The sequence below is a fragment of the Bacteroides congonensis genome (assembly GCF_900130125.1).
GTDB lineage: Bacteria > Bacteroidota > Bacteroidia > Bacteroidales > Bacteroidaceae > Bacteroides > Bacteroides congonensis.
This window is the reverse complement of sequence record NZ_FQXY01000007.1, coordinates 251,490-274,809: the sequence shown is the minus strand read 5'-3', so window position 1 is coordinate 274,809 and position 23,320 is coordinate 251,490. Positions and strand designations below refer to the sequence as shown.

The following is a 23,320-nucleotide window of genomic DNA, read 5'->3' as shown; positions in this document are numbered from 1 at the left end:
AATTGTTTGATTATTTTTCGTAATGTAAGTCCTCTACAGTGACGACTTCGGTAGATATTTCTCCTGTCCAGCCTATGTCTTGATTGACGGCAGTATAGATTTTTACGAAGTCTATTTTGTCTAATAACACAGGTTGTCCGTTTTGGTCTACTGCCCAGTCTATTTTAAATTGACAGTATTCGGTTTTGTTGGGATGATTATCTGCATATCCCCAAGGGTAACAATAGCCTACCCAAACATTGCCTTCTTCCATAGCATTGTCTTTTAGACGTGTCCCATGGAACGTTATTTCGTTTTCTTCTATCCAGTTCGGATAATAAGAATCTTGTTGATGGAATGTGTTACGTTTGACGAATCCCTCTTTTCCTAAATTATCTTTCCATCGGACATCGCCATTGACCGGTTGGGGACGATAATAGGTGATTTCGTAATTACGTATTTCTGTATCTTTTCCATACTCACTACCTGCCAACTCATACCATTCATCGTCAGGTATCCCATTATTATTTATATCTTTCGAGACTAATACTATTCCCGGTTCAGCGCTTCCACCGAGTGCTCCCGTTCCAGTATTCTTGTTGTAAGTGGCATTTCCCCATATCTTGAAATCATATTCCCCTTCGATATTAGGGATTGGTTGAGGAAATCCTACTGTTATTGTTCCACCGAATCCGCCTAATGAGATAACTGATTTTTTCTTTAGCTTTTCTGTGGCACGTTCTAAAACTTGTTCGGTAGTAAATCCATTTTCATAAGCCGACGTACTCGTATTGATAAACTGTCCGGGAGCCGGTTTATATTCCCATACTTTATTGGCGAAAGCCAATGAATTTTCAGTTTCTTCGGTATTATCATCAATATCACTTTGTGAAGCTTTGTCGCTAAATACAATCGTGTTAGGATTCAGTCCGATATTATTCAGACGGAATTGTAGTTGTCCTTGTTGGTTGAAACAGAGCAAATCTCCATATATGGTATAATCATAAGCATCTGTGATATAAACGTTACCACTGTAAGGGTTCACATTGATACCGTAAGGAGTATCAATGCTTGTTCCATCCGTAATGAAATTCTCACGAACGGTTTTTCCTGTTTTCAGATTGAATGTCTTGATAGAAGATGTTTGCGTACTATAATTATAATTGTATAGATAGGCTATTTCTCCGTCAATGGCAAAGTTTTGTACTTTCTCATTGTAGTGAGTTACTTCATTTGTTTGACAGTCTATTTTGGCAAAGTTGTAATTTCCTGCTTCTACATCTTCTCCGCGGGTTGCTACATAAACGGTTGTTCCATCCGTACCGGCTACTATTTTACCAGGATTCGATCCTACTGTAATTTTATTAATCTCTTTGAATGTAGCAATATCGACGACAGATACAGTATTGTCTACGCCTGAACCGGATGCATGATCCAAGCCACCGGAATTGGAAATATATAACTTTCCGTTTTGTACACAAATTCCGTCGGGATTATGTCCTACTGATGCGACGCCATCTATAGTGAGGGAAGTTGTATCAATTCGTGTCACTGTTCCATCGTATGAACATACATAGGCTTTTTCTTTATGGAAAGCAATGTATCTTGGCTCTCGTGAACTTCCGTTTTCAGCCTGTATTTGAATTTGCTTCAAAGAGTTTCCTGTACGGAAATCTACTACTTCTACTGTACTGGAAACATTGACAATGACATATATCTTGCCGCCATAAATAGCTAAATCATTTGCCGTATCTCCCAATCCCCGATGATTGATTGTATTAAAATAGTTGCGTACCATTCTCTGGTTGCCAAAAGAGAAACGCATCAATGAACTGTTGTTCTGATTGAATAGTCCTTCACACAGCACATAGAGTTCGGCCGTATCCGTTTCGGTCGGGTCACCCGCAATATCCGAGGTAAAAGGCTTGTCTTCCATATCATCACAAGCTGTGAATAATAATAGCAGCGGCAGACAGAACCAAAATATATATGTTAATTTCTTTTTCAAATTCATATCCTGCTTTTAGTATATTATTTTTAGCGTTGCTCTTACCGAACGTCCCGGCATAGGGAAGTATCGTACTATCTCATAATTCTTATCCATCAGGTTCAGTACTTCTACACTGAGCGAACTTGTAACTTTTCTTATCCGGAAGTCGCGGCTTGCCGAGATACTGTGGTCACTGTAACTATCCAGTCGGTTTGCTGCGATGTTCTGTCCCACTGTATAGCGTTTTCCCGAATAAAGGAATGAGTAAGACATATTTATCCATGGAGTTTCGATTCCTGCCTGCCCTGAAGCTGAAACACGGGGAGTATAGGCTATCTGATGTTTATAAGTCGATTTATCCTTATTCGAATCAGGGTCAGTGACATCCAACGCCCGTTGATATGTATAATTACCGGACAGGTTGATGCGTATTTTCTCCCAAGGTTGAAGAGACAAGTTTCCTGTGACGTCGATACCTTTAATATCTACGCTTCCCAAGTTTCTCATACTCCATATTGCAAGGTTCTTGGTGGGATAGGCGATTATTTTATCCGTTACTTTGTTATAGTATGCATCAACGGTTGCAGAAAGATAAGGAAGGAATGAGCATACATTCTTGCTGTATGTCAGACCGATATTATATTGCCTGGCATTCTCAGGCTTTAGTTTGGTGTTTCCCACTTCCTGATAGTATAAGTCATTGAAACTAGGCAGGCGGAAAATGTCTTTATAGAAGAAACGGATACGGAACTCTTCGTTACGGAACGGCTTGAATGAAGCGCTGACATAAGGCGTTAATTTGCGGTGATTGCCGGCACTGCCGCCTTCTTTCACATCTTCATTGATGATGGTTGCCAGGGCGGATGCTGAGATTGTCAGCCAGTCATTCACGTACTTTCCGGCAAAAGCAGTTAGCCATGAGTAGCGGGTGGGTTGCGCAAAATTAGCAAGATTAGTATCCATGGTATTGATACTTCCATCTGTAGAAAGAGAGAATGAAAGATTACTCAGCAATCTGTATAATACCGATGCTGAAAGATAATATTCCTGCTGATAATAACTGTTCTCCGTTTTCCCTAAAGAGTTTTTAGTGTCGGGGTCTAAATAGCGTTGATAACTCCAGTTCCACTTGGCGGAAGTTTGGAATACCCATTGCCGGCTGAACTCTTTCTTGTATTGGCTTTGTACGAATGTATTCTTGTCCCAAAGATGCTGCGCAGAGTAGTCGTTATAAAGTGTAGTGGCTTTCGGCAGTCCCCGTGAAGATTGGAAGTAATAAGCTTTCAGCCGCCATTGTTCTTTGTCGGAAAAATTGCCGTAAAGTCCGGCTTCGGCACGGAAAGTCTGCACATCGGTATTCTTTCGTTTCTCTCGTGACGTCAGGTCGCCTGCTGTATTTCCGTAGTGCAGGGTATATGGATATTGTCCGTCCGAAGACATCCATTCGCCATTGGCTGTGACTGTCCATTTGGGGTTGAGTTGCTGCTCTATCAGGACGGACGGATTAACCAGTCCCCACGAACCGGTCTTGAAGGCGGCACTGATATTCGTGCGCTTTCCTTTTTTGAAACGGGGAGTGAGTGTCTGTATATTCAGTATTCCTGCGGAAGCAAAGAAACGTGCCGGTTGGAAGATATTGTCGCTCTGGCCGTTGCTGAGTGATAGCTGGTCTACATTGTCAAGAGAGAAACGACCGATGTCTATCTGTCCGGTTTGACAGTCGGTTACGGTGATTCCGTCATAACCTACGGCTGTATGCTGTGCTCCCAGGCTACGTATGGATACGGTTTTCAGTCCGCCGATACCACCGTAATCTTTCACGGTCACTCCGGCAAAGTGCTTTACTGCGTCGGAAACCTGCAAAGCGTGCAGATTCTTCAGTGCATCTTTGGATAGTACCTGCAACGGAGCGCTGGAGCGTACTTCTCTTGTTTGATAAATATCGGAAACGGTTATTTCGGGGATGGAGTAGGTATGCGTTGTATCCACTTTTTGCTGTTGCGCGAAAAGTGTTGCGGATAAAAGTTGGCAGCAGAATGCCGCGCAGATGCTTTTGTATGACATGATATGTTTCATCCTTATCCTACTAGTCTGTTTTTTCACTTTTAAAAAGTGTCCGGGCGAAATCCCTTCGACCGGACACGCATAAATAAACTTGGCAGAGTTTATTAATTAAAACACACTTTCTCTGAATCAGAGTGATGAATGAAATGATAGACGAATTGTCCGGGTCATTAGACTCAACGCTTTTTCCTCGAAAGCAGTGAAATTGGGTGCATGGCAGGTCTTCTGACTTGTTCCTGTTGCGGGCGCCTTCCCGGAAGTTTCTTTCCAGTGGCTAAAAGTAGGTTGCTCGCAACGAACATATGGAACTTACAGCAGCGGGACTGTTCAGGATTTACACCTGATTCCCTTTTAATCGCTTTCCTCGTGTGTTTTGAGGTCTGCAAACCAATGCGTGGCAAAGATAGGGAGTTTATTTGGCTTTTGCAAAGGGAGCGTTCTTTTTCTTTCGTCTTGATACGAAAGAAAAAGAACCAAAAAGAAAGAATCAAGGCTGCGTTTTTTCAGCTACTCCGGTGTTTACTCCGGCTAAAGGGCAGAAACTCGCTACGCTCAAACAGTCTGCCCTTCTTGACGCCGGAGAAAACACCTGCGCTTGACGCTGAAAAAAACGAGGCCGGGAAACCATGCGGCGTGGGCATGTGTTGTGTGGGCGTGTGCTACGGCATGGATGTGCGGCGTGGAAACTGTTTATTGTTCGCCTTTCATTAGTAGGTATTCCTCGATGGCTTGGACAGGAGCATCCTTCAGAAGTACCGTTTTATCCTTGTTCAATAGGTAGAGGGTGGGGATGGCTTTCAGGTCATACAGTTGTTGTTCTTTGATGATGAATTTCTTGTCGTACCCGTTAATCCATTCTTTGGGGAATTCGTTTAGATGCTTTTTCCACTCATCCAGTTCTTCGTCGGGGTAGATGGAAAGGACTATCAACTTCTTTTGTGCTAAAAGCTGGTTGATGATGGGGGAGTTTTTTAATGCGTCTATTGTTTCTGTACAGGCATGGCATCCGGGGTTGTTGATGAATAATAATGTATAGTCTGCTTTTTGTTGGTAAAGAGAGCCTTGTGTGCCGGAAGCTAGTGTGTAGTTGAAATCCAGCGCTTTGGTGCCGATACGGTTCTTCTGTGCTAATTCGCGACGGGCTTTGGGGCGCACCTTTTCTATTTCTTCCAATATGGGAGAGGCCAACATTGCGTCTAATACGGGAATGTAGAATTCTTCGTTACGCATTGGGGAGTTAGGGTCATACAGGTATTTGTCTGCCAGGTCGGTGATGTAAGTGAATACTTTCTTGTCTACATTTGTCCGTTCGATTGTTTTCCGCATCGCTTCCTGTGCAGTTTCCAACGGAACATGATTCAGAATGTCACAATAGTCCGCCCAGGCTTGTTCGGTAACTTCGGGGTGGTGAATGTAGTTGGTGTCGGCAAAGTTCACATTATCCCAATAATGCTTGACAAGGAAGTCGGCACGTTGATCCGGTGCTGTCATCATTGCGGGGATGGATGGCAGGGCAAAGGTCTTGATAGTATCCTGCGCTACTTCGTTTTTGTTTAAGCCGGAAGCATTACCGTTTTTGCAGGCACAGAGACAAAGAAGACATACAATCGGAAGAATATTTATGTTCGTTTTCATGATTGACTATTATTATATTGAACTTCTATGAATTACATGAAAGACAAAGATAATGCCTTTTCATCTTATTCAAAGAATTTTTCTTCCTTTTCTTCTCTGACCTCTTTTTTGTTTTCTTTCCTGTTTCTTTTCAAAGAACCTTTTTTATTAAACCCTTACTTTTTGAAAAACTTTACTTCTCCTTTGCCAATGTAAATACAAATTCCAGTCCACCACCCTGACTGTTTTTGGCAGAGATGCTGCCGCCATGAATGATAACCGCATTCTTCACGATAGCCAGTCCGAGTCCTGTTCCGCCTAACTTTCGTGAGCGACCTTTGTCTACCCTGTAGAAGCGTTCGAAGAGACGGTTCAGATGTTCGGGTGACACACCTACGCCCGTATCGGCAAAGCTGAAATAGTAGTAACTTTCATCTTCACGGAAACAGTTGATATTAATCTGAATGTTTGTGCCTGCATATGCAATGGCATTGTCCATCAGATTACGGAAAATAGAATAAATCAGAGAATAATTTCCTTTGACTTGTATGCTTTTCTTTAAGGAATTAATCACTGTGATATGCTTCTCGTCCAGTTCCAGTGCTACTTCGTTGATGATGTTTCCTACCAGTACGCTGATGTCCACACGCTCCATATCAATCATGTTGGCGGCTTCATCCATGCGGGTAAGCACAGAAATGTCACGCAATAACCGGCTCAAACGATTGCTTTGCGCATAACAACGTTCAAGGAACACATTAATCTTCTCACGTGGAATGTTTTCATTGCTGACAATAGTCTCCAAATATCCCTGAATACTGCTGACGGGCGTTTTCAACTCATGCGCAATATTCTGCGTCAACTGACGTTTCAGATTCACCTGTTCTTCTTCCTGGGTGACGTCATTGATTGAAATCTCGAAGCTCGCATCCTGGAAGATGATACATTCGACGATAAACGTGCGTCCGTTCTTGTTGATGGTGATGGACATTCTTTTCTCATCCTTACTTCTCGAACGTTGTTGCCGGTTCTTGTTGATAAAATGTATGATATCTTTCAATTCACTGATGGCGAAAACTTCCTCTGTCGTTTCCAGGTTGGAATCCGAAATTAGATTGCTGTATTGGGTAAAGAGATTATTGACAAGAATTTCCTTCTTATCCTTCGTAAATACTCCCAGACCTTCATGTGAAATCTGAAGATGGGTAATCAGCTTTTCACGTTCGATGTAAAGGGCTTCTTTCGTTTCGTGCAGGCGTTTGTAGATTTGGATGATATGCTGTGAGATTTCTCCCAGTTCATTGTGCGGGAAAGCCGATTGTATGGCCATTTCGATAGGCTCGTTCCGGTCGGCACGCATGGCAAACTCACGGAGTTGGCTGATGGAAGTCCCTAACTTATTCGTGAACTTGTAGAAGATAATCATTAACAGCGAAGTCACGATAACCGTAAACCATAAGTAATGTCGGTCGGCTTTCAGGTTATTGATAAGACTTACATTATAAGGTAGAGCCGAACGGACAATATAGTCTTTATAACGTGTCGCCGAATAGAAATAAGGGACACCGGTTGTTTCCGAGGTACGGCGCACATCAAATCCGTTGCCATGCTTCAGCGCTTTCTGAACTTCCGGACGGTTCAGATGGTTTTCCATCTGTTCGTCATGGTTCGGATAACTGTCGTAAATCACATTTCCATTCATGTCGATAAGCGTCACACGCAAATCTTCAAGGATATGATTATTGATATAATCGTTGACAGCCGCATTGTCAAGCGGTTGTGAGTCCAGTCGTTCGTAAAGCCGGCTGTTGTAATCTTGCAGCTTCGTGTTCAGCAGTTCTATTTTATATTCCCGTTCACGTTGGTACTGATAGGCTATGAAGCAGATGACGAATACCAAAAATAACGAGATAACCGAAAGGAATAGCTTTTGGCTGAAAGAAAGGAAATGTTTTTGAGTTACAGGCAGGTTCATAGTTGCTAATTATTCAGCTTCAAAACAGTATCCGTATCCGAGACGAGTGACGATGCATTTGCCGTAAATCCCTATCTTCTTGCGCAAACGGGTGATGTTCACGTCGATAGTACGGTCTAGTACATACACTTCGTCGCTCCAGATACGTGCCAGAATATCTTCACGTGAGAATACACGTCCCTTATTCTGTACCAGCAGAAGCAATATTTCAAATTCTTTTTTAGTCAGTGATACTTCTTCATCGTCGATGCTCGCTTTCTTTTTCGTGATGTCGATGACAAGCGTCTGATAAGTAAGCCGTTCCGGCGCTCTTTCTGTTTCAGCAGTAGCCGTACGCCTCAGCACAGCCTTCACACGCGCAATGACTTCACGAAGCGAGAAAGGTTTCGATATATAATCGTCCGCACCCAGGTTGAATCCGGTTACCGTATCGTTCTCAGTATCCTTTGCCGTGATAAAGATGATAGGCACTTTGGCCGTTTTCTTGTCTTTCTTCAGCATGTTCGCCATCTTGAATCCGGAGATTTCTCCCATCATCACATCGAGGAGAATTAAATGATAACTACTGATGTCCGTCTTCAATGCTTCCTCGGCAGAGTTTGCTGTATCTACCTCATAACCTTCGTTTTCAAGATTGAATTTCAGAATCTCACAGAGGTCTTCTTCATCGTCGACAACTAAAATACGGGTTTCGTTCATAAGATATATGTATTAATGTGATATGACAAAGTTACGTTTTTATTTTAACCTTTGCAAAGATGGGGAGACTTTGTTACGGACAGATGAAACAGGTGTTACAATCCTATTACATTCTCCGAATTGGGGAATTTGGTACAGAACAGGAAACTTTTTATGGATGGCAGGAGGAAAAAACGCCCGTTATTTGTTATCTTTGTTAGCGAGATAGGATAAAAATGCTTGATGATAGCATAGAAATATTTGATAATAGCATAGAAATGCTTGATAATAGAAACTACCGACAATGATAAAAATTGACTTGAAACGGCGGAGACGCGAAGTGATAGGTGCAGTGATTGTACTGTTGCTCCTGCTTGGCGGTGTGTCCGTCTTTAAATATACTTCCTTCAATACAGGCTTTGAGATAGCAGACGATTTGGGCGGGAATATTTTCCCCTCGGCTATTCTGTCCGTAGCCACTACTGATGCGCAAGTTATCATTCCGTCGGATTCCACCTATTTGGGAAATCCGAAATCCTGTATTGCCATCCGGCTGAAATCAAAGACTGCATATAGTCGCGTACGGATCGAAGTGGCAGAAACGCCTTTCTTTTCCCGTTCCGTTTCCGAGTTCGTCCTGAACAAACCGCGGACGGAATATACCATTTATCCTGATATTATCTGGAATTACGAAGCATTGAAGAATAACGCGCAGGCAGAGCCGGTGAGCGTTGCCGTAACTGTCGAGATGAACGGGAAAGACTTGGGTCAGCGTGTGCGCACATTCTCCGTTCGTAGCATCAATGAATGTCTGTTGGGGTATGTGGCGAACGGAACGAAGTTTCATGACACAAGCATCTTTTTTGCCGCCTATGTCAATGAGGAGAATCCGATGATTGACCAGTTACTCCGTGAGGCGCTGAACACCCGCATTGTCAACCGTTTCCTCGGTTATCAGAGCAAGGCTAAAGGAGCGGTGGACAAGCAAGTATATGCCCTTTGGAACATTTTGCAGAAACGCAAATTCCGTTATAGCTCCGTTTCCAATACCAGCCTTTCAAGCAATGTCGTATTTTCGCAACGTGTCCGCACCTTTGACGACGCACTGGAATCCTCGCAAATCAACTGTGTGGATGGTAGCGTACTGTTCGCCTCGCTGCTTCGCGCCATAAATATCGACCCGATTTTAGTACGTACTCCGGGACATATGTTTGTGGGATACTATACTGACAATTCGCATACCGACAAGAACTTCCTGGAAACAACGATGATTGGCGACGTCGACTTGGACGACTTCTTTCCCGACGAGCAACTGGATTCCACGATGGTGGGCAAATCACAGAATGAAATGTCCCTGCTCACCTTCGAGAAATCCAAACAATACGCCAATAAAAAGTACAAGGAGAATGAAGAAGGTATCCATTCCGGCAAGCTGAATTATATGTTTTTGGAAATTTCCAAAGAGGTACGCAGGAAAATACAGCCGATAGGTAAATAGTTTCTTATCTATCTTCATGCAATTTCCCTATTTTATTGTATTTTTGCCAAGTAATCATTTAATGAAAAAGGATGCAAGGCAAGAAATTTATCTCTCCCGGAGCATGGTTTTCTATGAACTATCCATCGGACTGGAATGAGTTTGAAGATGGCGAAGGCTCTTTTCTTTTCTATAATCCCGATGTATGGTCGGGCAATTTTCGTATTTCCGCATTTAAGGGAAAGGCTGGTTATGGCAAAGACGCCGTCCGGCAGGAACTGAAAGAGAACGAATCGGCTTCACTTGTGAAGGTCGGAACGTTGGAATGTGCGTATAGCAAAGAGATGTTCCAGGAAGAAGGAGTTTATTATACTTCCCATGTATGGATTGCAGGCATTGACAATATTGCTTTCGAATGTTCCTTCACCGTTCCCAAAGGCGGAATCGTGAAAGAAGCCGAAGACATACTCTCTACTTTGGAAATACGGAAGGAAGGAGAGAAATACCCGGCCGAACTGATACCTGTCCGCCTTTCCGAAATCTATCAGATTAATGAAGGATACGAATGGGTTGTATCTACCGTAAAACAAGAACTGAAAAAAGACTTCCAGGGCATAGAAGAAGACTTGGAGAAACTTCAGCAAGTGATTGACAGCGGCAAGATAGGTGCGAAGAAGAAAGAAGAATGGCTGGCAGTCGGCATCACAGTCTGCGCGATTCTTGCCAACGAAGTGGACGGCATGGAATGGCAGACATTGGTTGACGGCAACCGTGAAGCCCCTGTGCTCCAATATGAAGGCCGAATCATCGACCCGATGAAACTGGCATGGAGCAAAGTAAAGGCAGGAGAGCCTTGCAACGTCATTGAAGAGTATAAATCCGTGATTATTAATCACTAATCACTAACCCGTTAATCACTAATATACGTGGCAGTACCTTATTTACAGATAGATAACCTGACCAAGTCTTTCGGCGACTTGGTTCTTTTTGAAAATATATCTCTTGGCATTGCCGAAGGCCAACGCGTAGGATTAATAGCAAAGAACGGCAGCGGAAAAACCACCTTATTGAATATCATCGCCGGAAAGGAAGGCTATGATAGCGGAAGCATCGTTTTCCGCCGCGACCTTCGTGTGGATTATCTGGAACAAGACCCGCAATACCCCGAAGAACTGACCGTACTCGAAGCCTGCTTCCATCATGGAAACAGCACCGTAGAACTTATAAAAGAGTACGAACGTTGCATGGAAACCGAAGGGCATCCGGGACTGGAAGACCTTTTGGCACGTATGGATCAGGAGAAAGCCTGGGAATACGAACAGAAAGCCAAACAAATCCTTTCGCAACTCAAAATCCGTAACTTCGACCAAAAAGTGAGCCAACTCTCCGGTGGACAGTTGAAACGTGTTGCCCTTGCCAACGCTCTGATTACCGAACCGGAACTCCTGATTCTCGACGAGCCCACCAACCACCTCGACCTTGATATGACCGAATGGCTCGAAGACTACCTGCGCCGTACCAACCTCAGCCTGCTGATGGTGACCCACGACCGTTACTTCCTCGACCGTGTCTGCTCGGAAATCATCGAAATAGACAATCAGCAAGTCTACCAATATAAAGGTAATTACAGCTATTACCTTGAGAAACGCCAGGAACGTATTGAAGCTAAAAGCGTAGAAATAGAACGTGCCAACAACCTCTACCGTACGGAACTCGACTGGATGCGCCGGATGCCGCAAGCACGCGGACACAAAGCCCGGTACCGTGAAGACGCTTTTTATGAACTGGAAAAGGTGGCAAAGCAGCGTTTCAATAACGATAACGTAAAACTGGAAGTAAAGGCATCTTATATCGGCAGCAAGATATTCGAAGCCGACCATCTGTACAAGAGTTTCGGCGACCTGAAAATCCTGGAAGACTTCTCTTATATCTTCTCCCGCTACGAAAAGATGGGAATCGTAGGAAACAACGGAACGGGAAAGTCTACTTTCATCAAAATACTAATGGGACAAGTACAACCCGATAGCGGCACAGTGGACATCGGCGAAACAGTCCGTTTCGGCTATTACTCGCAAGACGGGCTCCAGTTTGACGAACAGATGAAAGTGATTGACGTCATTCAGGACATTGCCGAAGTCATCGAACTGGGCAACGGAAAGAAACTCACCGCTTCCCAATTCCTGCAACATTTCCTGTTTACCCCCGAAACCCAGCATAGCTATGTCTACAAATTGAGTGGGGGAGAACGTCGCCGCCTTTACCTGTGCACCATCCTGATGCGCAACCCTAACTTCCTTGTACTGGACGAGCCTACCAACGACCTCGACATTATCACATTGAATGTGCTCGAAGAATATCTTCAGAACTTCAAAGGATGCGTCATCGTCGTTTCCCACGACCGTTACTTTATGGATAAGGTAGTAGACCATTTGATGGTATTCAACGGACAGGGCGACATTCGTGACTTCCCCGGCAATTACAGCGACTACCGTGACTGGAAAGACGCGAAAGCCAAGGTAGAAAAAGAAGCAGAGAAGCCACAGGAAGAAAAGACAGCCCGTGTCCGCCTGAACGACAAGCGGAAAATGAGCTTCAAGGAAAAGCGCGAGTTTGAACAACTGGAAAAGGAGATAGCCGACCTGGAAGCGGAAAAAGCCCGGATTGAAGAACTCCTTTGCAGCGGTACGCTCTCCGTTGACGAACTGACCGAGAAATCGAAACGCCTGCCCGAAGTGAACGACTTGATTGACGAGAAAACAATGCGTTGGCTGGAACTCAGTGAAATAGAAGGCTGATTTGTGACACCGCATTGGCACGGTTGTGCCAACGCGGTGTCATTGTTGTGCCACTGCGTTGGCACAGCTGTGCCACTACGATGTCACAAGCCTGGCTCTGCACGCTACCAGAGCAGCCTGATAATGATAATAACCCTGATAACATAACCTTGTATGACAAACCTTACTAACTATCATAGCCATTGTCTCTATTGCGACGGACGAGCCAATATGGAAGACTTTATACGTTTTGCCATCAGTGAAGGTTTCTCCTCTTATGGCATTTCCTCTCATGCCCCGCTGTCGTTTCCTACTGCATGGACAATGGAATGGGACAGAATGGAAGATTACCTTTCCGAATTCGCCCGTCTCAAAAGGAAATACGCAGATAAGATAGAGCTTGCCATCGGTCTTGAAATAGATTACCTGAATGAAGACAGCAACCCTGCTTCACCCCGTTTTCGTGAATTGCCGCTCGATTACCGGATAGGCTCCGTACATATGTTATATTCCCCGGAAGGAAAAATCGTGGACATTGATACTCCGGCAGATACTTTCCGTCAGTTAATAGACAAGCATTTTGACGGTGACTTGGATTCCGTTGTCCGCCTTTATTATAAGAACCTGCTTCGTATGGTCGAACTGGGCGGATTCGATATTGTCGGCCATGCGGACAAGATGCATTACAATGCTTCCTGCTACCGTCCCGGATTACTGGACGAACCGTGGTACGACATTTTAGTCCGCGATTATTTCGCAGCAATAGCCCGTCGTGGATATATTGTCGAAATTAACACCAAGGCTTATCACGAATTAGGTACTTTCTATCCCAATGAGCGTTATTTCACTTTGTTGAAAGACTTGGGTATCCGCGTGCAAGTGAACAGTGACGCCCACTATCCCGAAAGAATAAATAATGCCCGTCCCGAAGGCTTGTCAGCTTTGAAGAAAGCGGGCTTCACGTCGGTAGTGGAGTGGCACGGCGGAAAGTGGGAAGACAAGGAAATTCTGTAAATAACATATAACAAAAAGAGCGCAGCCGTTTCGAGTAATGACTTGAGACGGCTGCCCTCTTTTTATGCCCGGTGCTTATGAGATACACATTGTGTACAGATGGCTGTACTTGAGGTACAATTTCCCGCCCATATCCCGAATACAGCACTATTTGTATTGTATGTGTACGTTGAAAGTACGTAAAGTGCATACTGATATTGATAGCTTGTCGCATCTTTGCAATGTCGAGATAAAAGAATTTTTATGAAACCCCAATAACATATGAAAGCAGTATATTTTTTACAGATGATTGTAGTTGCAGGATTGTTTTGTTCCTGTAAGCAGAGCGTGGAAAAAGCCGAGTCGTTCCCTTTTTGTCACAGTCTCACTTTCGACAAACTTCCTGAAGTATGGGATGAGGCTGTTCCGCTGGGAAACGGGCTGACCGGTGCATTGATATGGCAGAAGGAAGGACGTTTGCGCATTGCCATTGACCGTGCGGATTTATGGGATTTGCGTCCGGTAGAGCAGTTTGCCTCTCCCGATTATACCTATAAGTTTGTTTGCGACCAGGTGATTGAGAAGAAGGATATCACTCCTGTCTATAAACTGATTGATGAACGGACAAGATACGATTCCGCACCGACGAAGATACCTGCCGGATCCATCGAACTGAATACGGCTTCTTTGGGTAAAGTCACGAATGTAAAACTTGATTTGGCATCCGCTGTCTGTACCATAGAATGGGAGAGAGGTACCAAAGCCCGTATTTTTGTTCCTGCCAATGAGAAAGGCGGACGTTTTCAGTTTGAGAACCTGTCCGATACACTTCCCATCCGCCTGGTTACGCCGCTGTATGAAGAAAACGGAGAGGTACTGGACTATCAGCCGGGAGTGAATAAACTGACCTCTTTAGGATATAAGTTGGGCAAAGTGGAAGAAATAACCCCTACTTCCTTGCTGTACCGCCAGCAAGGATGGGGAGACATCTCTTATGAAATAGCTGTGGACTGGGAGATGATGCCCGGCAAAAAGATGGAAGGAAAATATTGTGTTACTTCCACCGGAACGTGGTATTCGGAGAACGAAGGGGCACTGGACTGCATCAGCCGTTGCATGAACGATGACTTTGAGAACAGCCTGGCCGGGCACGAAGAATGGTGGAAAGGATACTGGAAGAAATCGGGCATACATATACCGGACACTCTGTTGGAAAAGCAATGGTATCTTGAAATGTATAAGTTTGCTGCCGCTTCCCGCAAAGGAGCGCCCCCTATCTGCCTGCAAGCGGTGTGGACTGCCGATAACGGGCAAACCCCACCGTGGCGGGGAGACTTCCATAACGACCTGAACACGCAGTTAAGCTACTGGCCGGGATATGCATCCAACCACCTGGAAGAGTCGTCCGTTTTCACTGACTGGCTATGGCGGATAAAAGACAATTCGGAGAAGTTCACCCGCAAATTCTACGGTGTGGAAGGGATGAACGTAGCCTGCATCGCCACGTTGACCGGAGAACCTATCGGCGGATGGAACCAGTATGCCAATTCTCCTACTGCTGCCGGCTGGCTTGTGCACCATTTCTATTTGCAATGGAAATATAGTATGGATACGGACTTTCTTTCCCAAAGAGCTTACCCGTGGGTGAAAGAGGTAGCCCGTTATTTTGAAAACGTTTCCGTCAGGGACAAGAAAGGCATGCGGAAGCTGCCGCTTTCCTCGTCACCAGAAATTAATGATAACCGGATAGACGCCTGGTTTCAGGAAACCACCAACTACGACCTTGCCAATATCCGCCTTGCCTATATGGTAGCGGAAGAAATGGCGGATACGCTCGGATTCAAGGACGAAGCCATACACTGGAAGAAGCAGTTGACCGAATGGCCCGACTTCGCGAAGAATGAAAGCGGCTTGCTGATTGCTCCGGGAACCCCCTTGACCGAATCCCACCGCCACTTCTCCCATTTGCTGGCTTTCCATCCCTTCGGCATCATTGATGCCAGTCAGGGTAATGGAAGCATCGACCTGATTCTCCGCTCCATTAAAAACATCGAACAGTTGGGACCGGACTATTGGACTGGATATACTTATGCATGGCTTGCCAACCTGAAAACTCGTGTATTTGACGGAGACGAAGCCTTGCGCAACCTGCACATCTTTATCAAAGCCTTTTGCGGGCCGAACAGTTTCCATCTGAACGGCGACCAGTTGAAGGCGGGCTTTTCACAATTTACCTATCGTCCGTTCACGCTAGAAGGAAATTTCGCCTGTGCCGCTGCCATTCAGGAAATGTTGCTACAAAGCCATACCGGAGTAATTAGGGTATTCCCCGCCATGCCTACCAAATGGCAGGATGCATCTTTCTGTAACCTGCGGGCGATGGGAGCATTCCTGGTAACCGCCTCTTACGAAAAAGGCAAGGTAAGCTCCATCACCGTCGAATCGGAAAAAGGCGGAATGATGAAACTGCTCAATCCTTTCTTGGGAAGGGTAACGGAGAAACAAATGAAACCGGGTGAAAAGTTACTATTTACAATAAGCTCTCCTATGGGGAAGAAAATATAATCAGAATGAGAAACATGAAAACACACTTTTGCAGTATTATCCTGGCAGCAGCATTGTCTGCAAGTACACTATCCTGCTTTGCGCAGCAACAGCCGGAATCGAAGACCGGACTGTCGGCAATGGTTCCCGATAAAGGGGAACTTGATAAAAGGATGCGATGGTTCGACAATGCCCGCTTCGGCATGTTCATTCACTGGGGAGTTTATTCTCCGCTGGGATGTTCATGGAACGGGAAACGCTATAACGGATACGGCGAACACATACAGCGTATGGCGCGGATTCCTGTCGAAGTATATAAGAAAGAAGTGGCAGGCAGATTCAATCCCGAAGAATTCGATGCGGAAGAATGGATACGTATAGCCAAGGAGACAGGCATGGGATACTTTATCATCACTTCCAAGCACCATGACGGATTTGCCATGTATGACTCGAAGGTGAGTGATTACAATATTGTGAAAGCCACTCCGTTCGGTCGTGACCCGATGAAGGAACTTCGGGATGCCTGCCGCAAGGCCGGAATCAAATTTGGCTTTTACTATTCTCACGCATTCGATTGGGGCGAGAAGGATGGAGTAGGCAACGACTGGGATTATGACAATCCGGGTGGAGACAAACTGTTGGGCGGACGCAACTGGTGGGAAACCCGTAAGGAATTCCTGCCCGTCGCCCGTAAATATGTAGATGAAAAGGCGATTCCTCAGATACGCGAACTAATCGCTAATTATGACCCCGATATTATGTGGTACGATACTCCCCATAAACTCCCGGTGGAAGAATGTATCCGTATCGTGAAAACCACCCGCGAAGCCAGTCCCGGCATTATCATCAATGGTCGTGCCATCTCGGGATTCGACCGATACGATTATTACAATACCAGTGACTGCCCATACGAGTTCAGCAATTATGGAGACATCTATTGGGAAGGCATTCCTACTACCAACAACTCATATGCCTACAATGAGAATGACAATGAATACAAACCCGCTTCCTTCTTCATAAAACTGCTTGTCAAAGCCGCTGCCCGTAACGGTAATATTCTGATGAACATCGGGCCGATGGGAAACGGAAAGTTCAGTTCGCCGGACAAGACGATATTAAAAGGAATTGCCGACTGGTGGAAAGTGAACGGCGAATCTTCTATCAGAGGAACGAAAGCCACCCCGCTTGCAGTCCAGTCGTGGGGAGAGACTACTCGGAAAGGCAATAAACTCTATCTGCACGTATTCGACTGGCCCGAAGACGGAAAGTTGTGTGTCGGCGGGCTGCTTACAGATGTGAAGCGTGCCTGTCTCCTAAGCAATCCTCAAAAGAACCTCAAATGTGTCCGTTCCGGGAAAGACCTATGGGTGGACGTGCCGTTGAATTGCCCGGATACGGTCAATACGGTTATCGTCTTGGAATGTACGTCGGAGCTTAAAGCAGACCCCCGCCGCCGTATTTCCGCCACCCAACCGGTGGATTACTTGCGTACATTTGATGCCCGTCTGGAAGGTAATGCCCGCTATGGTGGTGAGGAAGTCGAGGCGCAGTGTGTGCAGAATATGACGCAGAAAGGAGATGCAGTGGTATGGTCTGTCCGTCTGGATAAGCCGATGACTTATGAAGTGGGCATCGCCTATGTAGCTCCTGCTCCTAAATATAAAGATGAACTGGTGGAAGGTGACGCCGGAAAAGAAGTGCGTAAGGCAAGCATGGGAGCAGCCGGAGTATATTCGATTACATTAGGCGGCAAAAAACTGACAAAGAAAGTCAGTAATGGAGCGAATGTGACCGAAACGGTAGGTACGGTCACATTGTCTGCCGGAGAGTACGATATACGTATCGAACCGGAATCCGTTACCGCTGTAGAATTATTCCGCCCCCGTTATATTTCATTGAAACCGTTGAAAAACTGACACTAACCTGTAATAGAAAACAGATGAAACACTATATCAAATACCCGTTGTTAGTATTATCATTGTTCTTATTCCCTTTTTTGGTTGCAAGGGGACAGGCATATCCTTATAAGAATGCCTCTCTGCCCGTTGGCGAAAGAGTGGAAGACCTGTTGCGCTGGATGACGCTCGAAGAGAAAATAGCCCAAATCCGCCATATACATTCCTGGAATATATTCGACGGACAGACGTTGGACGAAAAGAAGCTCTCCGCCTTTGCCGGGAATATCGGTTGGGGATTTGTAGAAGGTTTCCCGTTGACAGGGGAGAATTGCAGCAAGAATATGCGGCTCGTTCAGAAGTATATGATAGAGCGCACCCGGCTGGGAATTCCTGTATTTACCGTAGCGGAGTCCCTGCATGGCTCCGCCCACGAAGGTTCCACTATATATCCTCAGAATATAGCGTTGGGAAGTACCTTCAATCCGACGCTGGCTTATCAGAAGGCAGCTTCTACGTCCCGTGACCTTCATGCGCAGGGGATGCGTCAGGTATTGGCTCCCTGCATTGATGTAGTCCGCGATTTGCGTTGGGGACGGGTGGAAGAATCCTATGGGGAAGACCCTTTCCTTTGCGGGGTATTCGCCTGTGCGGAGACAAGCGGTTATCTGGATAATGGCATTTCTCCGATGCTGAAGCATTTCGGCCCTCATGGCAATCCGTTGGGCGGGCTGAACCTCGCGTCCGTGGAATGTGGGGTGAGAGACTTGCACGATGTATATTTGAAACCGTTTGAAATGGTAATTACCCGGTTGCCTGTCATGGCTGTGATGTCCACCTACAACTCCTGGAACCGTGTCCCCAACTCCGCATCCCGCTATCTGCTGACCGATATTCTGCGGAAACAATGGGGCTTTAAAGGATATGTCTATTCCGATTGGGGCGCGATTGAGATGTTGCAGAACTTTCATCATACTGCCGGCAGTCCGGCAGAGTGCGCCGTGCAGTCCATCAGTGCGGGACTGGACGTAGAGGCTTCCAGCGAATGTTATCCCTATCTGAAAGAGTTGGTTGAAAAGGGACAGATGGATATAAGCGTGATTGATGAGGCGGTACGCCGGGTGCTTGCTGCCAAGTTTGCGGCAGGCTTGTTTGAAGACCCGTATGGAGAGAAGTTCGGCAAACAGGAAATGCATGATGCGGAAAGCGTCGCCTTGTCCCGTAAGATAGCGGATGAATCTACCGTATTGCTGAAAAACGAAAACGGATTATTGCCGTTGAATATCGACCGGATTCGTTCGCTTGCAGTCATCGGGCCGAATGCCGCGCAGGTGCAGTTCGGTGATTACACATGGAGCCGGAACAATAAGGATGGCGTCACTCCGTTGGAAGGGATAAAGCGTCTGGTGGGTGACAAGGCTACCGTCCGTTATGCCCGTGGATGCAGTATGATGTCCAAAGATACTTCTGCTATTTCCGAAGCGGTGGAGATTGCTTCCCAAAGTGATGTAGCCCTGCTCTTCTGCGGCAGTTCCAGTGCATCGCTGGCGCGTGATTATAACCAGGTGAACTGCGGGGAAGGCTTTGACCTGCACGACCTTCAACTGACGGGAGCGCAGAGCGAGCTTATCCGTGCGGTCTACGAAACAGGAAAACCGGTAGTGTTGGTACTTGTGGCAGGAAAGCCCTTTTGCATCCCCTGGGAAAAAGAACATATTCCCGCCATTCTTGCACAATGGTATGCAGGAGAACAGGCGGGCAACTCCATAGCCGATATTCTTTTCGGGAAAGTGAATCCGTCGGGAAAACTGGCTTTCTCCTTTCCCCAGAGCGTAGGGCATCTGCCGGCTTATTACAACCATTTGCCTTCCGACAAAGGCTTTTATAAGAAGCCGGGCAGTTATGAAGCCCCCGGCAGGGATTACGTCTTTTCGTCTCCCGCATCTTTGTGGACGTTCGGACATGGGTTGAGTTATACCACTTTTTCTTTGGAGAAGATGACGGTCACTTTGGAACATGATTCCATCCGCGTAAAGGCACAAATCCGGAATACAGGAAATAAAACAGGGAAAGAAGTTGTCCAGCTTTATGTGCGCGACCAAGTAAGTTCAGTTGTTACCCCCATAAAACAACTGCGCGCATTTATGAAAGTTGAATTGCAACCGGGGGAGAGTAGGGAAGGCGTTCTCAGTTTCCCGGTTGCCGAACTTTCCCTTACCTTGGAAGATGGTAGGAGACTGATAGAACCCGGTACGTTTGAACTGCAATTGGGAACCGCTTCCGACCGTATCTTACTAAAGCAGACTATTCATATCGGAGCAAACGGACAGCTTGTCGGAGTGGACGGACAATCCGTTTCCGCCTCGGACAATCTTCCGGCATCTTCCGTAAGCAAATCCGCATCAGCCGGAAAAGAGATAACCGTAAGCGGCACTGTCAGAGATGTGCAGGCTACATTGATAGACGGTGTTTCCATCCATTCAAAAACTTCCGGACGTGAACTGGGACGAACCGATTCAAAAGGGAAATACAAGGTGCGTATATCCGCAAGCGACATTCTGGTCTTTGAAAAGAAAGGATACCTGAAACTGGAAGTACCCGTAAATAACCATATTTCCCTGAACGTGAAGATGACTTATGGTGAGAATAATATGTAATATCGAATAAAGATGAGAAAACTTTTATTAAATAGCTGGTTAGTGGCGATACTTTGTGTGTTGTCGGTAGAAATGTCTGCAACTAGTAGAAAAGAGAAAGAAAAACTTTCGTATTTGCAGTCGCATCAAACGAAAGAGGATTACTTTGTAAAGCATCTCCGTTTTCCCGAAAATGCCACTTTGGAGCAGAAAGTGGATATGGCAGCCCGTTTGGTTCCCACTCCGGAGCAGTTGAATTGGCAACGACTGGAACTGACTGCTTTCCTGCACTTCGGTATCAACACTTTCACTGGCAATGAATGGGGAGACGGCAAGGAAGACCCCGCCCTTTTCAATCCTTCCGAACTGGATGCCGAACAATGGGTACGTACCTTGAAAGATGCCGGCTTTAAGATGGTACTCCTCACCGCCAAACATCATGACGGTTTTTGCCTGTGGCCCACGAAAACAACTCCTCACTCTGTTGCTTCTTCTCCCTGGAAACAGGGAAAAGGAGACGTTGTGAAAGAACTTCGCCAGGCGTGTGACAAGTATGGCATGAAGTTCGGAATTTATCTCTCTCCGTGGGACAGGAATGCCGCTTGTTATGGGGATTCTCCGAAATACAACGATTTCTTTGTTCGCCAGCTTACGGAACTGCTGACCAATTACGGGGAAATCCACGAAGTATGGTTTGACGGAGCCAACGGCGAAGGCCCCAACGGTAAAAAACAAGTCTATGACTGGGATGCTTATTATAAGACTATCCGCCGCCTGCAACCCAAAGCTGTAGCGGCCATCATGGGCGATGATGTACGTTGGGTAGGAAATGAGAAAGGCATCGGCCGTGAAACCGAATGGGGGGCTACGGTACGTACTCCGAGCATTTATAGCCGTTCTACCGAAAATAACAAGCTTCTCAATGTATCGAGCACAACTGCCGATTTGGGCAGCCGCAAGATGCTGGCAAAGGCTCGCGAACTGTTCTGGTATCCGTCGGAAGTGGATGTATCTATCCGTCCGGGATGGTTCTACCATAAAGAACAGGACGCTCAAGTGAAGACTTTGCAGCATCTGATGGAAATCTATTACCAGTCGGTAGGATACAACTCCGTTCTCCTGCTCAATATCCCGCCGGATAAACGGGGACTTATCAGCGAAGCGGATGCCACCCGGCTGAAAGAATTTGCCGATTACAGAAAGCAGGTATTTGCTTCGGACAAGATAAAAGACGGAATGAACCTATGGTGTGCTGCCCCACAAGACAGCCGGATTTATCAGTTGGAACAGGAAACTTCTGTCAACGTAATAATGTTGCAGGAAGACATCGCTAAAGGACAGCGGGTTGAGAAGTTCACAGTAGAGGCGCTGACGCCCGAAGGATGGCAAATCGTAGGACAGGGAACCACAATTGGCTATAAACGATTGCTGCGTATCCCCACCGTGAAAGCCAATAAAATCCGGGTGACTATCGACGAATGTCGCCTGATAGCCAACGTATCCCGGATAGCAGCCTATTATGCCGCTCCATTGCAAGACGAATCACCGCAGGTGGCACAAGAAAGTATGTCCAAAGATGCCTGGCGTCTGTTGTCATCATCTCCTGTCACGATTGACTTGGGAGAGCAGACTGTTATTGCAGGATTTACATACGCTCCCGCAGGAGCCGAAGCAAAGCCGACCACTGCTTTCCGCTATAAATTCCAGATAAGTAACGATGGGAAGACATGGACAGAAGTACCGACTAATGGCGAGTTCAGTAATATTATGAATAATCCGATACCACAGACAGTACTGTTTGGCAATAAGGTGTCCGCCCGTTTCATTCGCTTGGATGCCAAAGTGCTGAATGGCAGTCCGGCACAGGTTTCGATGGAAGAGTTGTTGGTAAGATAAGTCTGGCATAAGATTTGGTTTTGACGCATAAACCTGAGACTACTACTCAAGCTGACGAAGAGGAAGCCAGAAGAATCCTTTTGCAAAATTCTCGTAAAGGTTATTATGGGTCAACAAGAACATTCAATGAAGACGGTTATACTTATCAGTGCAATGTGGATGAAAAAATGGGATCTACTCCTAATATATTATAGTTATAAGGGAAAGGTAGAGGATGAGGACTGGACAGCACCCAAGCGTATTGAAATCGTTAATGATGTATTTTCGAGTCTCGAGAAAGAAAGGCTGAAAGGTTCTAAATTTACAATATTACTTTATATCGATTCTAATTTAGGGCAAGTTTCAGAAGTCGAGTTTCAATTCTCCTCTTTTTGGCCTTGCGCTACAATACCTTTATCCGTATATCGTAAGATTGAAACAGAATTAAAAAAGAATATTTGGTTTACTCCCACAGCAGAAGGAAAAAATTGAATTATATACTTGTAGGTTGGATGCAAGAAACTGAATAGAGCTTATGTCTCATTATTTGTGTTCCTTTCTGTTATTTATCACGAACTTAATCACCATTTGGGATAAAATAACTGTCGGGGAAGTTTTTGCTAAAAAATGTAGCTTTCGTTAATAATGACGATTAAGGAGAGTGTAATTATTGAAGTTGTATGCAAGCTTACTGTGCTAAAATTATTGTATATAGTGTGTATCTTGTCTGTTATCAGAAGAGATGGACGCAAAGTCTAATTCTTGTTTAATCAATCATTGAATCTGTAAGTCAGCCGACTTAAGTCGGCTACATAGTCAACTCAAG

Annotated in this window: 15 protein-coding genes and 1 riboswitch; of the genes, 10 read left to right on the top strand and 5 right to left on the bottom strand. The window is 45.6% G+C overall.

Annotated features, from left to right (window positions below; genetic code table 11):
- Positions 1–10: 10 nt before the first annotated feature.
- Entirely contained in the window at positions 11–1,993 is a 1,983-nt protein-coding gene (locus tag BQ7997_RS02475) for a YncE family protein (RefSeq protein ID WP_083589147.1), read from the bottom strand.
- A 9-nt stretch (positions 1,994–2,002) separates the two neighbouring features.
- Positions 2,003–4,045, bottom strand: a complete 2,043-nt coding sequence (locus tag BQ7997_RS02470) for a TonB-dependent receptor plug domain-containing protein (RefSeq protein ID WP_073343195.1) — start codon at positions 4,043–4,045, stop codon at positions 2,003–2,005.
- 186 nt (positions 4,046–4,231) lie between these two features.
- Positions 4,232–4,441, bottom strand: a riboswitch (cobalamin riboswitch).
- A gap of 8 nt (positions 4,442–4,449) precedes the next feature.
- Between BQ7997_RS02470 and BQ7997_RS24910 the strand changes: the two genes are divergently transcribed.
- Positions 4,450–4,632, top strand: coding sequence for a hypothetical protein (locus BQ7997_RS24910; protein ID WP_083589146.1), 183 nt, complete (start codon positions 4,450–4,452; stop codon positions 4,630–4,632).
- 91 nt (positions 4,633–4,723) lie between these two features.
- On the opposite strand, the gene BQ7997_RS02460 is transcribed toward BQ7997_RS24910, so the two are convergent.
- The 3 genes from BQ7997_RS02460 to BQ7997_RS02450 form a co-directional block, all read right to left on the bottom strand.
- On the bottom strand, positions 4,724–5,668 hold the full coding sequence (locus BQ7997_RS02460; RefSeq protein ID WP_073343192.1) for a DUF5106 domain-containing protein: 945 nt from the start codon (positions 5,666–5,668) through the stop codon (positions 4,724–4,726).
- Between the two features lie 172 nt (positions 5,669–5,840).
- Entirely contained in the window at positions 5,841–7,622 is a 1,782-nt protein-coding gene (locus tag BQ7997_RS02455) for a sensor histidine kinase (protein WP_073343190.1), read from the bottom strand.
- 9 nt (positions 7,623–7,631) lie between these two features.
- Positions 7,632–8,321 carry a response regulator transcription factor gene (locus BQ7997_RS02450; RefSeq protein ID WP_073343187.1) on the bottom strand — a complete coding sequence of 230 codons (690 nt, stop codon included), beginning with the start codon at positions 8,319–8,321 and terminating at the stop codon, positions 7,632–7,634.
- 283 nt (positions 8,322–8,604) lie between these two features.
- On the opposite strand from BQ7997_RS02450, the gene BQ7997_RS02440 reads away from it, so the two are divergent.
- The 9 genes from BQ7997_RS02440 (at position 8,605) to BQ7997_RS02400 (ending at position 22,986) form a co-directional block, all read left to right on the top strand.
- Positions 8,605–9,798 (top strand): hypothetical protein, encoded by a 1,194-nt coding sequence (locus BQ7997_RS02440; RefSeq protein ID WP_073343181.1) that lies wholly within the window; start codon positions 8,605–8,607, stop codon positions 9,796–9,798.
- A gap of 71 nt (positions 9,799–9,869) precedes the next feature.
- The gene (locus BQ7997_RS02435) at positions 9,870–10,676 is read left to right on the top strand and encodes a DUF3805 domain-containing protein (protein WP_073343178.1); all 807 of its coding nucleotides are present in this window, start codon (positions 9,870–9,872) and stop codon (positions 10,674–10,676) included.
- 27 nt (positions 10,677–10,703) lie between these two features.
- A complete protein-coding gene (locus BQ7997_RS02430; RefSeq protein ID WP_073343175.1) occupies positions 10,704–12,572 on the top strand; it encodes an ABC-F family ATP-binding cassette domain-containing protein in 1,869 nt (622 codons plus the stop codon).
- A 153-nt stretch (positions 12,573–12,725) separates the two neighbouring features.
- Positions 12,726–13,565, top strand: coding sequence for a histidinol-phosphatase (locus tag BQ7997_RS02425; protein WP_073343172.1), 840 nt, complete (start codon positions 12,726–12,728; stop codon positions 13,563–13,565).
- 261 nt (positions 13,566–13,826) lie between these two features.
- Entirely contained in the window at positions 13,827–16,109 is a 2,283-nt protein-coding gene (locus BQ7997_RS02420; RefSeq protein WP_073343169.1) for a glycosyl hydrolase family 95 catalytic domain-containing protein, read from the top strand.
- 5 nt (positions 16,110–16,114) lie between these two features.
- Entirely contained in the window at positions 16,115–18,004 is a 1,890-nt protein-coding gene (locus tag BQ7997_RS02415; RefSeq protein WP_083589145.1) for an alpha-L-fucosidase, read from the top strand.
- Between the two features lie 23 nt (positions 18,005–18,027).
- Positions 18,028–20,640, top strand: coding sequence for a glycoside hydrolase family 3 N-terminal domain-containing protein (locus BQ7997_RS02410; protein WP_073343163.1), 2,613 nt, complete (start codon positions 18,028–18,030; stop codon positions 20,638–20,640).
- 12 nt (positions 20,641–20,652) lie between these two features.
- Positions 20,653–22,515: an alpha-L-fucosidase gene (locus tag BQ7997_RS02405; protein ID WP_235817247.1), complete on the top strand. Its 1,863-nt coding sequence runs from the start codon at positions 20,653–20,655 to the stop codon at positions 22,513–22,515.
- A 105-nt stretch (positions 22,516–22,620) separates the two neighbouring features.
- Positions 22,621–22,986 (top strand): DUF5043 domain-containing protein, encoded by a 366-nt coding sequence (locus BQ7997_RS02400; protein WP_235817246.1) that lies wholly within the window; start codon positions 22,621–22,623, stop codon positions 22,984–22,986.
- Positions 22,987–23,320: the final 334 nt, after the last annotated feature.